Raw genomic sequence first — 15,605 nt, 5'->3', positions numbered from 1 at the left:
TCCGATAATAAAAATCTTTTAAGAAAGAGAGTTCAACCTTTTTTTTGAAAAAATATGGTTCTAATTTCCGTAAATTATCCCTTCTACATCCATTTTGATAGAAAATCAATCAATTCTTCTCTTAAATCTTTAAATAGTTTTTCAAAAGTTGCAATACTTTCTCTGTGGTTTTTATGATCTGAAAATTTATCATGATCAACCGCATTAGGATTACCACGTGCTGCTGACTCCAGGTACAATTCGTGACTTTTAATATCATGGCTTAAGATATCAATTTGTTCCTTTTGAATAATCAGCTGATTGTTAAAATGATCCGTTAAAGAACGAACCTCTTTTGAAGTATTCTTTTCCGCCACTTCCTTAATTCGCTTAGACATAATTACAAGCTCATCCTTATAAAACAAAAGTTTGTTTAGCCACGTTTTATGTTCTTCATGTAACTGATAAATTGATTTTTTAGTGTCCATTTTTTATACGTTTTTAAATAGTTTGAGATTAACTTAACCCGTTGGGTGTAATTCAATTTGTTTAATTTTTTAACCAAATAGAAACATAGATTTTAAAATTATGTAAGGCGTTTCACTTTTTCAGAGAAAACCATAGCTATGTGAACCCAAGAATTAGGCTATTCTACTTTTTTTTTCTATGTTTCTATGTGGTTCAAATTTTTTATTAAAGATTAATTAAAATTTTTATTAATTACACCCAACGAGTTAATTTAATATCGGTTTCACGATTTAAACATGTTTCCGGAATTACAATCTCGTTTATTCCGCCATTTTTTATTTTAGAAATTAGCAATGTAGTTTTTGTAGCATAAAGAAAAAAACATTAAGCACCTTAAAGTTAGTAATTTATGTTATATCAAATAGAAAAATAGGCAGATTTTAAGCTGCAAAAAATCGATTGATTAAAAAAAAAATCCCCGAACAATCAAGAGTGTTTGGGGATGTTAGAAAAGATATGAATGCTAGTGTTAGAGTAATTCAACTAAACAGTTTTGTTTCATGCTGCCGGTTTCAATATATCTGGAATGAAGTTTAAAAGCTTCTTCTAAAATATGTGGTGTATGGCCACCGCGCAAACAAGCACGATCAAAATAATCTGATAATACTTTTCTATATTCCGGATGCGTGCAATTTTCAATGATAATTTTGGCGCGTTCTCTTGGAGCAAGCCCTCTTAGATCGGCAATTCCCTGTTCGGTGATTAAAACATCAACATCATGTTCGGTATGATCAACATGAGACACCATTGGTAAAACATGCGAAATGGCATTAAATTCTTTTGAAGATGATTGGGTGACAAAAATACTCAAATAGGCATTCCGGGCAAAATCACCCGACCCGCCAATGCCATTCATCATATTAGTGCCTGAAATATGGGTAGAATTTACATTCCCATAAATATCAAATTCGATGGCTGTATTTATGGCTATAACTCCCAATCTTCGTATCACTTCCGCTGAATTGCTGATATTTTGCGGGCGAAGGAGAATTTTGTCTTTGTACTTTTCGAAATTATCAAGAATGTTTTTATAGCAATTTTCAGAAACGGTGATGGAGGAAGCCGAAGCAAAATTTAATTTTCCGCTATCAAGGAGTTCAAACGTGCTGTCCTGCAATACTTCGGAATACATCACTAAATTTTCAAAATTTCCTTTGGCAAAGCCAGACATGACCGCATTTGCCACTTTTCCAATTCCGGCCTGCAATGGCATTAAGGAATTGGTTAAACGACCTTCTTTGATTTCATTTTCAAAAAAAGCCAATAAATGATTGGCAATGGCAGCCGTTTTCGGGTCTATTGAAGTTACTTGTGCTGGACTATCGGGAATTTCCGTAAAAACAATTCCAATGACCTTTTTAGGATCGATAGTGATATAATTAGTTCCTATTCTGTCAGCAGTAGCCGTAATGTTTAAAACGTCTCGATTGGGATAACTTTTTGAAATATAAATGTCATGAATCCCGGCGAATTCAAGAGGTATGGAAGTATTTATTTCGATGATAATTTTATCGGCAGTATGCGCAAAAGTGGCGGAATTTCCCACTGAGGTTGTTGGAATTACATTTCCATTCTCATCGATATACGTGCCTTCAATAACCGCAATATCAATTTTCGAAAGGTGTTTGTTCTCTAAAAGTTCGACAGTTTCACTTAAATGTTGGTCAATAAAAAGTACTTTCCCTTCATTTATTTTTTTTCGTAAGGTGGCGTCAACCTGAAATGGCATTCTCTTGTACAAGGCGTTATTGTTAGCCAAATCCGCATCTGTGGTATGACCTAAAGAAGCACCGGTAATTAATGTGATTCCAATATTTTCTAATTTTGCTCTTTCGGCAAAAGCAGGTAGAACAGCTTTACTGTCACCAGCTTTTGTAAATCCACTGGTTCCAATAGTCATTTTGTCTTTAAAAAATAAAGCCGCTTCTTCCGCAGAAATAACTTTGTCTTTGTAACTTTGAAATCTAATTCTGTCCATCTGCATAATTATGTGTTTTTAATAAAAAAATAACCAAAAATTGATGTTTTGATAATGATTTAAAACAATAATTATATTTTAGTTTAAATCATATACAATTTTAGTAATATTAAGAATTGGACAAATATCCTAATAAGTCATAAAAATATTCATTTCAGTCACAATGGGTTCATCTGAAGCTTTAGAAGAAAAATATTATATTAAAGAGGTCGATACCGAAAAAAAAAGTATTTATTGCCACCATGATTTAATGGGCGAATTAATGATTCCAACCCATAAGCATGAAAAAGCACAAATGCTTTACTCTGAAGGTGGTATTGTTCACGTTACTACGGAAACCAAAACTTATTTTCTTCCGGCACGTCATTTTATTTGGATTCCGGGAGGCGTAAAACATAGTATTCAACCCAACTCTGAGGATGTTATGATGCGCAATCTGTATTTTCCAATAGGTTTAGATGAAGACTCTTTTTATGAAAAAGAAGGTATTTATCCCATTAACGATTTGTTGTTGCAAATGATGCTTTTCACAAATCGATGGAATGGAAACCTGAAAAAGGGAACTAGAAATTTTACTATTGCCAACGCGATAAAAGCCATTCTGCCTGAAATATGTCTTACGAATTTACCATTATCGTTGCCTTTGCCAAAGGATATTCGTCTCCATAAAATCATTATCTATTTAGATAAAAATTTGGGAGAAACTATTATGTTTTCTGATTTGGCCAACCGATTTGGGTTTAGTGAGCGCTCTTTGTATCGCTTGTTCCAAAAAGATTTAGGCATGTCCTTTATTCAATATTTTACCATTCGAAGAATTTTAAAAGCAATTGAATTGTTACTTGAAAAAAAATTATCTGTTAATGAAGTTTCGCAGGCAGTAGGTTACAATAGTGTTCCAACCTTTAGTAATACATTTTTTAAGATTTTAGGACAACGCCCTTCTGATTATTTAAAAGGGATCGAAATATTAAAAAAGTAATTTTTTTTAACCTTCATTTTCTGCAATCGTTCTAATAATTTCATAGACTTGTATTTGTCTGAAATTGATAAATAGTTGGCTATAGTTGATTTTGAGGCATGGATTAAATTAGGGAACTTTGCAACCTATTCCTTTATCTATATTATGTTTCTTAAAAAAAGGGTTCTTTGGAGCCAAACAAAAATTAATTTTTCAAAAAATGCCTTGTTGTTATTCCTCTTCTTTCAAGGAATAATGTCAGTGCAAGCGCAATCAACTACTGCTATTTCTTTAAATGATGCTTTAAAAATCGCTAAAGAAAATAATAAGACCATTCAGAAATCTCATATAGAACAGCGTATTTCAGAACAAGAAATTGCCGTAACAAAAGATCTTCGTTTACCGGAACTTAATTTTAATGCAATGTATTCCCGATTATCAGATCTGACGGAATACGAAGGCAGTTTTTTCTCGGATAAACATACCTATACTCCACAACCTGGAACTGTAATATATGATGCGGTCACAAATTTTGATATGCCGATTTATGCAGGTAACAGAATCAATAATGCGATTAAAAAGTCGAAAGAGGAAAATGAAATTGCCAAAATCAAGGAAGAGAAAACACAAAATGACATTCAGTTGCAAGTTACCGCTACTTTTTTGGGCATTTATAAAATGATGGAACTCCAGAAAATCATTAACGAAAGTATAAAAGAAGAACTGGAACGATTAAAAGAAGTGAAGGCTTTTAAAACCTTTGGAACCGTTACTAAAAATGAAGTGTTGCGTTCTGAACTGCAATTGTCTGACAGAGAACTCAATTCATTAACCAATAAAAAAAATATTAGGATTGCACTTCAAGATTTAAAAACTCTTTTGCAGTTACCAGAAGAGGCTGAAATTACTATCGATACAACAGGATTACTCGATACAGCTCCATTGAAAGACTATGATTTCTATTTTGAAGAAACCCTTCAAAACGAAGAAATGCGTATTTCTAGTAGGAAAGTAGACGTAAAAAAAACAGAGTTAAAAATGGTGAAAGGCAATTATTATCCTAAGGTGAGTTTCTTTGGAAATTATAATCTGAAATATCCCGACTATATGTTATTTACTTTGAATCGTCCCTATCTCTACACCATTGGACAAATTGGAGTGGAAGCTACTTATAATTTATCTGGTTTGTATAAAAATAAAGCGAGAGTTCAGGTTGCCAATTTAAAAGTGGAATTGCAAGAAAATGATTTAGAGCTTGTAAAAAATGAAATGGTGGATAAAGTATTTAAAAATCATACTCAATATCAGGAAATACTGGATAAGCTGCCGGTTACGGACAAAGCATTGGATTTAGCCAATGAAAATTATCGCATTGTAAAAGTAAAATACCTGAACCAATTGGTCTTGATTACGGAAATGGTCGACGCTGATAACGCGCTGCTTCAGGCAAAATTCAACAAAATTTCCACTAGAATAGATGCTGCTATGAAACATTATGAATTGCTCCATACGGCAGGATTACTTAATAAATAATAATTTCAATTTAATATAATTTAGTTTCCAATTTATATGGTAAAAGTACAGAATTCGTCAAGAGCTCATCGATCATTTCATAGATTAATCACCTTGATTGCCAGTATTTTGGTTGTGGGGGGAATTGTTTTAGGAATTTGGTTTTATATTTTTAATAAAAATCACGAAGAAACTAATGATGCTCAAGTAGATCAATTTGTAACACCAATTATGGCCCGAATTACGGGTTTTATTAAAGAAGTGCGCTATAATGAAAACCAATTTGTTCATAAAGGTGATACGCTGCTGGTAATTGACAACAGGGAATACAAAGCGCATTTAGACATGGCACTGGCAGATCTTGAAAACGCAAAAAGCAATAGCATGGTGATCGAAAAAAATGTTGCAACAACTTTTAATACAATTTCAGTTAGACAGGCTCAGTTGCAAGCTGCAAAAACGGAAGTTTGGAAAACAAAATTGGAATACAATCGCTACAAAGAATTAGTAGGCCAGGACGCGGCTACAGAACAACAGCTTGAAAAAGTAAAAGCGGATTATGAATTGGCACAGGCACATTATCAGGAAATAGCAAACACCATTCAATCGGCGGCATTAAATACTACTGAAGCTTCCGCTAAAATCCCAGCGGCTCAGTCGGTAATTCAGTCCAAACAAGCGGTTGCTGACAATGCCACTTTGTTTCTTTCTTACACCATAATTACCGCTCCGTATGATGGTTGGGTGGGAAAAAAAATGATTCAGCCGGGACAAATGATAAAAGAAGGACAGACCTTAGTTTCTATCGTTAGCAAGGAAAAGTGGATTACAGCTAATTTCAAGGAAACGCAGCTGCAGTTTTTATCTGTTGGACAAGAAGTTACAATGAAAGCAGATGCAATTAGAGAAAGAAAATTTACCGGGATTATTGAGTCACTATCTCCTGCCAGTGGTGCACGTTTTTCGCTCTTACCTCCTGATAATGCTACGGGTAATTTTATAAAAATAGAACAAAGAATCCCGGTTAGAATAAAATTAAAAGTAAGTGATGCACAAACGGACTTTCTTAGAGCCGGTATGAATGTTACGGTTATAGCCGAACACAAATAATCAGATGTCAGAAGTAAGTATTTTTAAATCCTGGGTTCCAAATTGGGCTATTATTGCTATTATATTTTTTTGCATGCTGCATTCCATGGTTTTATTGGGAGTATACACTTCTAATGTAACGTATGCAGCGAGTTTTTTGGATGTGGAAGTCGAAGATTTGCAGTTTTCTATGTGTGTTACTTACGGGACTTTTTTGGCTACATTACTCATTGAAAGTAGGTTTTTTAAGTTTTTCCCAACCAAAAAATATTTCCTAGTCATTTACGGTCTGGCAGCCTTAACCTTTATTTTAACAGCTTACACGGAAAATTTTTCTTTGTTTATTATTCTAAGAATGGTCGAAGGGATTTTGATGGCGTTGCCTGTTTTGCCTTTGCGATTATTTTTGATTTCAAGATTTAAGTCAAAAAATGCCGTGATTATTGGTTTTTCCCTTAATTATGGAGCTTTGATGCTGGCTTCAACTTTTATAATGAATATTGCGGTTTGGTTGCTTGAAAATTACGATTGGAAATATATGGCTTTAGGTTCGGCTTTTTTTCAAATTGTGTGCGTGGCTTTGGTTATGATTACGTTCAATAACAATCGATATTATAAAAAAATTCCGTTGTATCAAATAGATTGGGCCAGTTTTATTCTTGTGCTTACCGCCATCATATGTGGCAGTTATTTTGTGGTTTATGGTCAAAAAAAATATTGGTTTGAATCATCCCAAATTATAGTTGCGCTTATTGTCGCCTTAATCACAGGAGGTTTTTTTATCGCCCGACAAATGCTGGTTACCCGCCCTACTTTTGACATGAAAGTTTTTCAGTATGCAAATTTACGAACCGGATTGTTATTGTCCGTAGTCTTTTATATTGTCAGATCGACCTTAAATATTTGTCACAGTACAATGTATGTGGTTTGGAACTGGGAGCCTGCCAGAGTAGCACATGTGCAGTATCTGAATATGATAGGAGTTGTAACCGGAATGATTCTTACGGGAATATTTCTGGCTAAATCTTTAGCTTCGCGATATATTTTTATATTGGGATTTTCACTCTTTGCCGTATTTCATTTCTGGTTTACCTTTCTTTTTGTGCCTGATGCCGCGTTGGCGGATATCGCTATTCCTTATATGTTGCAGGGAGTCGCGGTCGGGATAATATTTGTTCCGTTAGTATTGTTCACCGTATCGGCTGTTCCTAAACATTATGCTCCTTTTGCCGGAATTGTAGGAGTCGCAGGCCGTTTTTGGGGAAGTATAATGGGATTTGCGATTATTCAAAACACAGGATGGTTTTTGCAAAGTACGCATTTTACAAAATTCCGACAGTTTGTTCTTCCCGAAAGTCCGGAGACACAAAGGCGTGTCGAACAACTCACCAAGAATTTCGTAGCTAAAGGATATACGCTGGATGATTCCAATAAATTAGCGATGAAACAAATTATAAGTTCGGTTTCAAAACAATCGATATTATTGTCCAATATGGAAATTTTTACCACCATGGGTTATTTTATGCTTATTGTCGTTATTTTTCTGCTGCTTAATCAGCATTTAAGGAAAACGTTTGACGTTTTCAAAAATAGAATTTGGGGTAATTAAAAAGATGGCTATAGTTTGTTATAATCTTTTATCAGAATGATTTTTAATATTAAATTATTGATTCTTCATAGTTTTTTCTAATTCAATAAGGTTTTCAAAATCTCTTTTCTTTCTGTAAAATTCTTCTGTAATTTCATGTTTTTTACTATTTATAAAAGGATATTTATTAAAAAATGATTAACTTAGTGTGTTGTAAATCAATTAAATAAAACAGTAAAATGGAAAAAAGTAACGACAAATCAGGTTCTGCTAAAGAAAAACTGGAAAACGAAGATAAAAATAAAGTACCGGGTTTTCTTTTGTATCCGCCAAGCGAGGATATTTATAACCAATTGAAAAAAGAATCGGATATCGACCCGGAAGATATATCGAAAAATAAAGTGCCCGTTGAAATCGATAATGTCAGTGAACTGAATGAAAAAGATTTTGAACAGGATGTTTCGGGTGGTGATTTAGACATTCCGGGCTCTGAATTAGACGATGATCTTGAGGATGTAGGAAGTGAGGATGAAGAAAACAACCATTACGGGATTGGAGGGGATAATCATAGTAATCTGGATGAGAATGATGGGAAAAAAAGTTAAAACCGTTTAAAAGCTAATTTTTTAAAATGTCGCTTTTATAAATTGTTACAGAATATGAGTAGCATAAATTTCCATTCAATTCAATCATCTAGTATGACTTTGCATAAATATAACCTAAAGCGCAATTTTGATTCTACAACTGAACCTGAAGGGAAAATTGAAAAATCTAAAAAGGAACTTGTTTTTGTGGTGCAAAAACATGCAGCTTCCCATTTGCACTATGATTTTCGATTGGAAATAAATGGTGTGTTAAAAAGTTGGGCGATACCTAAAGGGCCTTCTATGAATCCCGCTGACAAAAGGCTTGCGATTATGGTAGAAGATCATCCCTACAATTACAAGGATTTTGAAGGGACTATTCCAGAGGGGAATTATGGAGCAGGAAAGGTTATCGTTTGGGATAACGGAACATATACTTTGGCTGATGAACAAAATGAACATAAAATTGAAACTATTTTAAAATCTCATTTACAAAAGGGACACCTTAGTTTTATTCTTAAGGGAAAAAAATTAAAAGGGGAATTTGCGCTGGTAAAATTAAAAACCAAACAGGAAAGTACTTGGCTTTTGATAAAGAAAAAGGATGAGTTTGCTGTTGAAAGCGATATTTTAGAAGAAAATAAATCGGTGATTTCTAATTTGACTTTGGAGGCTTTTGATAAATAATTTCTAAAATGATAGTTAAATGTTAATAAAAAAATGAGGTGATTGCAAGTTTAAGTGCAATTAATATAATTACAACCTATTCCAGACGGGAACTTTCCCTCACATTAAATACATCCGTAAAAAGGGAAATATTTTTTCTACGATTTATAGACGGCTATCCAAGTCTTTAAATCTGGTAACACTATCAAAATTGACCTTCAGATGTCGTTTAAAGAGATTCAGTTCCTCGCTCTCCCTCACTAAATTGGGGAGATCCAGAATGTATAAATTTTCTTCTATACTATTTTTTACATTTAGAACTTTACCAATGTCTTTAAGTAAATTGGTTTTTGAAATACCAAGTTTTCCGCGTCGTTCCAATTTTAGAATATAGTGTTTTGACGATGTAATTAATGTATTAGTCAGAACTTCGTATTAATATAATGCTACAGATTGACCAATATTGCGCATCACAATAGATAATACAGATAGAGTCAATTTGGGAAATAATCATATAATTATTTTTTACAATCTATCATCAGTGTCAATTTGGTATTCTTCGAATAAATATAAATTCACCCAATTCTTCGCGTAATTTTTATAAACGTATCAATTCACTCTTGGCAGCCGAATCATAGTTAGGTAAAACCAATACACCACAGTCAAAAACATACAAATAATGCTCGGAATTTTCCATTGCATAAAATTCTGTGGAAAAAGATCCCGAATATATTTAGGCAATAAAGTACCTGCGAAATTTCTTAATATTAAAAGATTCTTTAATTTGAAAAGCTTTAATTCAAATTGTCATTATCAAACTTCTTCATACCAATTTGATGAAATTTTAGAGCGATGTAACTAGAATTGATTGATTTACAAAGCTGTTTGCTGCTCTCTTTTGACATCTTTTATATGTTAAAATCACTCCAAGTGAATATTAAAAGAAATTGACTTAAATTTTTCCAAATTATATAAAAAATAGCCTAAATACGGAGGATAAAAAATTTTTTTTGCGTAAATGCCTGATAACTAAACTATCAACCGAATGTAAACTTGTAAATAAATAGTTAAAATATTTGATTTCCAACTAAAAAGCACCAAATTATTGTACTTAATCGATAAATATTGCCGATGGTCGATTTATTTTTGTTTTTATTTTTGTTTTTTGTAATGAAATTTTTAATTTAGGGCACAAAATAATTAATAATTGTACAAATAAATAAATACCACAGTGAGAAAAAATTACCTTAAAAATTTATTAGTTGCATTTGCACTTTTCTCGTCTTTGTTACTTTTTTCTCAAGGGAATCAAGTGATTAATGTGAGTTATGGAAATCCGGCTATTAATATCGCTTATAACTCCACGGTTAGTTTTGGTTCCTCTACTGAAATTGAATTTACAATTACTAACGTGCCTGATGGAAACGGGAATCCTTCAATGGTATTGTCAAACCCGGGAGTTACTTTAAGCAATTCCAATTTTATAATATCTTCTAATGCTTCGCAATTCAATATAAAAAGAGGTGAAAAAAGCGTATTTAAAATAAGAAAAAATAATTTTGCCTGTAATTCTTCGCCTCAGTCAACTGTAGTTACTATTAATTCTAATTCTAAAATTTATCCAATTTTTAATTTTATAATAACCTATACGAATGCTCCTTCCATTTCTGTTTTGGGAGGTACGCCGACGCAACCTGTTCCCAATGGACAAACTGTTTCCACATCGTCTAATGGTACTTTGTTTGGCACAGTAACAGTTGGTGCAAACACAACGCGAAATTTTTTAATTACTAATACAGGTACTTGTCCATTAACACTTAATCCATTAACATGTTTTGGGTATAATCCTGCAACGGGATTGCCTTCAACTAATTTTATGATAATAGTTCAACCAACGCCTTATCCTTCGGCTGTTGGTACGGCTGCTTCTAATGTTATTATGCCTGGTGGAGCATCATATTTTGTGGTGCTTTTTCAGCCGCAATCTCCAGGAATTAAATCGGCTATAATTTCAATTCCTAGTAATGATGCTACAAAAAGTCCTTATACTTTTGTCATAAGTGGCGAAGGATTTAATCCAAGCGTAACCGGGCCAGGAGGAGGAAATCCAGACTTTAGGTTGTGGCTTAAATCTACCAGAGGAATTACTTTGCCTATAGGTTTGAGTACTAATTACAGTGTTCCACTATGGAGAGATTTGGGATCAATGGGGAAAGATGCTGCACAAACTACCGTTGCTAATCAACCGACTTATGTTGATGCGGAAAGTGCTAACATTAATTTTAATCCTGTTGTAAAGTTCGAAAATACCGCATCACGCAATCAATTTATGTATAACACAGACAACGGATATTATACTCATGAAACTTTTATAGTCATGGAACCGGATGTTGCTGTCGACGGAACAACTTTGCCAATGACTATTATTTCTGGTACTTCTGCTTCAAATCCTAATTATCCAATTATTGCAAACGAGCACACGGGGATTGGTTTTGGTGATTTTACAACACGTTTTGCAAATGAAAGATTATGGTTCAGTCAATGGCAAAATAATAGTGGAAGTTTCTATAGTGTAGCAGACAATGTTGGAAATTATTCTAAAGCAGGGATTATTAATACACGAAATAAATCGACTACAGCTTCAGATGGTGTTGATTTATTGTTTAATACTAATGCTATAGGATCTGTAACAAGCAGTTTGTCCTATTCTAATTTGGGTTACAACGATACGAGCGTAACACCTAATATTTGGAAAGGAACTCCTTATAATATTGGAAAAAATATAAATAGCGGCACTGTTAATGGAACCCTTAACGGCCGAGTGGCGGAGATAATATCATACGCTTCACGTGTGCTTGATGCCAATCGTCCTAAGATTGAAACCTACCTTGCCATAAAATATGGTATCACTTTAGGAGTAAACGGAACCAGTAAAAATTATCTCGATTCAGGGGGAACTATTATTTGGGACGTTAATGCTAATAGCGGTTACAACTATAACATTACCGGAATTGGTAAGGATGTTGCTTCTGATTTGTATCAAAAGCAGTCTAAAAGCAGTAATGATCCCAATGAAGTAACTATAGGTTTAGGAGTTATTGCGACAACTAACAATGCTAATATAAATGAGTTTAAAAAAGATCGCGATTTTTTAGCTTGGGGGTCTGATGGAGGTGCTTATACAGCAGTGGCATTTCCCAATGTAACAACATTAGCAGCAGAACTAACTACCTCGACAACTCGAATCAATAAAAAATGGAAAATTGTTGAAACTAAAAGTGACGTTAACGGCGATGTTGAAAATGTATTTATAAGTATTCCGGGTAATGCATTTAGTAGTTTTGGTGCATTTCCAAGACTTGTAACTGAAGAATATGCTTTAATTGTAAGTGATAATCCTCTTTTTAGAGATGGTGATATCATTGATATAATTCCCTTAAAAAGGAATGAGACTGCAGCTGGAGTTGCAATATTAAACAAAGAGGGAAGCGAAACGTATCAAACATGGTATGATTTTGATGGTATTAAGTATTTTACTTTTGGGAAGGCACTTAAAAAGGAAGCTAAACAATTAGTAAACAGCACTGCCAATACAATTGATAAAGATTTTTTGGTGGGAGAATATGCATTAAACCTTAACAGCGGTTCATTTACAATAGGTTGTTGGTTAAGAAATGATGGGAGCAGTACTGCTAATAGGACTATAATTAGCAAAGGTGTTAATTTAGAATTACGTTTAAATGCACAACATAAAGTAGAAGCATATTGGGATGGCGTTTTAAGATTTGAATCAAATACTGCGATTGCTGATGGAAAATGGCATAACATTGTTGCAGTGTATTATGCAGGAGCAGCAGACTTTTACATAGATGGTGTGATAGAATTTTCTAAATTTAACCTTCAAAATCCATCACCTAATTTTTCCAGATTTTCCGTTGGTTCACTTTATATTGATAAGAATAATATAATTAATCCATTTAGGGGAGAAATAGACGAAATCAACATATGGGATATGGCATTATCGGCCAATCAGATAAATTATTTAATGAATCAGGAAATTGAAAAATTTGGTCTTAACGCCAATGGAAAAGTATTGCCTCAAAATATATCTAGCAATGAAATAAAAGCAATCACTTGGAAGACACTAAAAGCATACTATGATTTTAATGCTTTCTATGGTACAACTGTTGAGGGATTGACAGATGAGCGCAATTTTCTTCGAATTAAATATTTAAATAAAAACAAGCAGCTTTTAAATGCCCAAACAGCACCGTTGCCTTACGAAACTGTTGCTGACGGAGAGTGGAATGGAACTAATTCAGCAATGTGGAAAAATGGTGCTATTCAAACTATTCCCAATGCTGTTTCTATAGTTCCTGGTGATTTGACAGTAAATGGAAATATCGTTAAAATTAAAAACAATGTGACTTCAATAGGAAACAAAACTGTTTTAGGATTATTTGTAGAAGGTACTGATGCCACAACTTATAAAACGCTATCAGCAAATAATGATACTAAGGTTCAAGTTTCACATTATTTAAAATTAGATGGTTTACTTGATTTAAAAGGACGTTCTCAATTAGTGCAGACGCTAAATAGTGAACTGGATGCTACCAGTAAAGGTTTTATAAAAAGAGACCAACAAGGTACTGTTAATAAATATAATTATAATTATTGGTCATCTCCCGTAGGGCCAATAAATGCCACTACTAACAACAATGCATATACCGTAAATGCTGTGTTTAAAGATGGGTCTACAACAACTCCTGCAAATATTAATTGGGTAAGTGGATATGATGGAAGTACCGCACCTTTAAGCCTGGCGAGATATTGGTTGTATAAATTTCAAAATGGTACACAATATTCCGATTGGGTACATTTTGATGAAAGCACCGCTACAATTCTACCTTCTCAAGGATTTACTTTAAAAGGAGCAGGAGCTGTAAATGCCAATAGTTCTTTAACTCAAAATTATACATTTATAGGAAAACCCTACAACGGCCTTATTACAGGTAATTCTGTTTTGGCGGATAACTTATTTTTGGTAGGTAATCCTTATCCGTCGGCTTTAGACGCCTATAAATTTATAAATGATAATATTAACACTATTGATGGCCCGATCGATGGCATTATTTCTGGAGAACTTTATTTTTGGCAACATTCTCCGGACAACAATACTCACGTAGTCGGAGGATATACTGGTGGTTATGCTACATTGACTTTAACCGGAGGAACGCCTCCAGTTTTTCCAGCAGGAATTGCAGGTGTAGGGGTAAGTACTAAATTATCATACCAACATATCCCGGTTGGTCAAGGATTTTTTGTAGCAGGAAAACTAGGGATTGTTGGAGCTGTACCAATTATTTTTAATAATAATCAACGGGCTTTTGTAAAGGAAAATGATGTTGACGATTTGTCTCTGCCAATTTCCAATACATTATTTAAAATGGTGCCAAAAAAGAAAGATAAAACAGCTATAATTGACCACTTTAAAGACAATAGTAATGATGTAATTTATAATAACTATAATACAAAAATCAGGTTAGGTTTTAACACAGCAAATAATTATCACAGACAGTTATTAATCGGATTCATGAATGATCTGGCGACTGATGGAGTGGATAGAGGTTATGATGGTTATCAGATTGACACACAAAAAAATGATGTATATTTTTTGATTGATAATGCCGAATATACTATTCAAGGTGTTGGTTCATTCGATGTTACTAAATCGTATCTACTAGGAGTAAAAACAGATATAACAGGTAATGTTCAATTTGTCATTGATACTGCGGAATTTTTACCCGCAAATCAAAATGTATATATTCACGATAAGGAAACTTCAATTTACTATGATATTACTAAAGAACCTGCAGCTGTTAATTTATCCGCAGGAACATATAATTCTCGTTTTGAATTAACTTTTCAAATAGATAAAGCACTTGGAACAGGCGAGAATGAATTTCCTGAATCAATGATAATTGTTTACAATAATGAAATCAAAAAGAAATTAGTTATTAGTAAAAATCAATCAGTAGATATTATAGAAGTTTCAATTTACAATATCGTCGGTCAACAGCTAAGTATTCTTAAAAAGGTGCCAAATGGTAATACAGTGGAAATTCCTTTCAATGTACAAAGTGGTGTTTACATAGTAAAAATATTTACTGATAAAGGTGTAATCAGTAAAAAAATAATAAAGCAATAGTGGCTTTCACGATGATATTCCATAGAGTAAAAAAATAGTTGATGATAAGGATTTAAAGAGATATATTCGACTATTTTTTTAAGATTAAGATTGATTGCCACGAACGCCATTAGTTTTAAAATTACTTCCACACGATATATTATGTTACCTTATATATAGGACTAAAAAAGTAATAGTACAATATAATGTATGGGACAAAACCCTTTGTTAGTTTAATTTTGTGCTTGAATAATAGCACTGAAGTAACATCTGATGAAGCAAAGCGTAGTGATGAGCTACAAATAATGCAATAATGTTTAAATTCATCAAGATTTGCTGAACCAAGAAATGCTTATGAAGGTAATCTTTCATTAGTGAAATTGGCTATTTTGACAAGAAAACGAGTTTAAGGTGTATTTGATTGTAGATTTGTTTAAAAAACTTGTTCTTTCAAAAAACATGATATCAGTTAGTTAAAGATAAAGTTAAGAAAAGGTCAAAAAAAAGTGTTTAAAAAGCTTGAATAACCCAAT

10 protein-coding genes are annotated in these 15,605 nt (G+C 33.2%); 7 read left to right on the top strand and 3 right to left on the bottom strand.

Annotated elements, in window-relative coordinates:
- Positions 1-83 precede the first annotated feature (83 nt).
- Entirely contained in the window at positions 84-467 is a 384-nt protein-coding gene (locus ACP7AQ_RS10645) for a hypothetical protein (RefSeq protein ID WP_426065353.1), read from the bottom strand.
- Positions 468-976: 509 nt separating this feature from the next.
- The gene (locus tag ACP7AQ_RS10640) at positions 977-2,491 is read right to left on the bottom strand and encodes a succinate CoA transferase (protein ID WP_426095432.1); all 1,515 of its coding nucleotides are present in this window, start codon (positions 2,489-2,491) and stop codon (positions 977-979) included.
- A 157-nt stretch (positions 2,492-2,648) separates the two neighbouring features.
- Here ACP7AQ_RS10640 and ACP7AQ_RS10635 point away from each other — a divergent pair, with 157 nt between their 5' ends.
- From ACP7AQ_RS10635 to ACP7AQ_RS10610, 6 genes are all read left to right on the top strand, one after another.
- Entirely contained in the window at positions 2,649-3,467 is an 819-nt protein-coding gene (locus tag ACP7AQ_RS10635) for a helix-turn-helix domain-containing protein (protein ID WP_426095431.1), read from the top strand.
- A gap of 75 nt (positions 3,468-3,542) precedes the next feature.
- Positions 3,543-4,979: a TolC family protein gene (locus tag ACP7AQ_RS10630; protein ID WP_426095430.1), complete on the top strand. Its 1,437-nt coding sequence runs from the start codon at positions 3,543-3,545 to the stop codon at positions 4,977-4,979.
- A gap of 36 nt (positions 4,980-5,015) precedes the next feature.
- Positions 5,016-6,068, top strand: a complete 1,053-nt coding sequence (locus ACP7AQ_RS10625) for an HlyD family secretion protein (protein ID WP_426095429.1) — start codon at positions 5,016-5,018, stop codon at positions 6,066-6,068.
- A 4-nt stretch (positions 6,069-6,072) separates the two neighbouring features.
- Positions 6,073-7,656 (top strand): MFS transporter, encoded by a 1,584-nt coding sequence (locus ACP7AQ_RS10620; protein WP_426095428.1) that lies wholly within the window; start codon positions 6,073-6,075, stop codon positions 7,654-7,656.
- A gap of 218 nt (positions 7,657-7,874) precedes the next feature.
- Positions 7,875-8,240, top strand: a complete 366-nt coding sequence (locus tag ACP7AQ_RS10615; protein WP_426095427.1) for a hypothetical protein — start codon at positions 7,875-7,877, stop codon at positions 8,238-8,240.
- A 54-nt stretch (positions 8,241-8,294) separates the two neighbouring features.
- On the top strand, positions 8,295-8,906 hold the full coding sequence (locus ACP7AQ_RS10610) for a DNA polymerase ligase N-terminal domain-containing protein (protein ID WP_426095426.1): 612 nt from the start codon (positions 8,295-8,297) through the stop codon (positions 8,904-8,906).
- Between the two features lie 144 nt (positions 8,907-9,050).
- Here the strand turns inward: ACP7AQ_RS10610 and ACP7AQ_RS10605 are convergent, their stop codons facing one another.
- Complete coding sequence (locus ACP7AQ_RS10605; RefSeq protein WP_426095551.1) at positions 9,051-9,311, bottom strand: RMD1 family protein; 261 nt, start codon at positions 9,309-9,311, stop codon at positions 9,051-9,053.
- Between the two features lie 805 nt (positions 9,312-10,116).
- On the opposite strand from ACP7AQ_RS10605, the gene ACP7AQ_RS10600 reads away from it, so the two are divergent.
- A complete protein-coding gene (locus ACP7AQ_RS10600; protein WP_426095425.1) occupies positions 10,117-15,093 on the top strand; it encodes a LamG-like jellyroll fold domain-containing protein in 4,977 nt (1,658 codons plus the stop codon).
- Positions 15,094-15,605 lie beyond the last annotated feature (512 nt).

The sequence above is a fragment of the Flavobacterium sp. DSR2-3-3 genome, assembly GCF_049896585.1.
GTDB lineage: Bacteria > Bacteroidota > Bacteroidia > Flavobacteriales > Flavobacteriaceae > Flavobacterium.
This window is presented reverse-complemented; position numbering and strand designations above follow the sequence as displayed.

Coding starts and splice junctions, on each gene's coding strand:
- ACP7AQ_RS10625 (WP_426095429.1), top strand. CDS start 5,016: ATGGTAAAAGTACAGAATTCGTCAAGAGCTCATCGATCATTTCATAGA.
- ACP7AQ_RS10640 (WP_426095432.1), bottom strand. CDS start 2,491: ATGCAGATGGACAGAATTAGATTTCAAAGTTACAAAGACAAAGTTATT.
- ACP7AQ_RS10635 (WP_426095431.1), top strand. CDS start 2,649: ATGGGTTCATCTGAAGCTTTAGAAGAAAAATATTATATTAAAGAGGTC.
- ACP7AQ_RS10610 (WP_426095426.1), top strand. CDS start 8,295: ATGAGTAGCATAAATTTCCATTCAATTCAATCATCTAGTATGACTTTG.
- ACP7AQ_RS10645 (WP_426065353.1), bottom strand. CDS start 467: ATGGACACTAAAAAATCAATTTATCAGTTACATGAAGAACATAAAACG.
- ACP7AQ_RS10620 (WP_426095428.1), top strand. CDS start 6,073: ATGTCAGAAGTAAGTATTTTTAAATCCTGGGTTCCAAATTGGGCTATT.
- ACP7AQ_RS10615 (WP_426095427.1), top strand. CDS start 7,875: ATGGAAAAAAGTAACGACAAATCAGGTTCTGCTAAAGAAAAACTGGAA.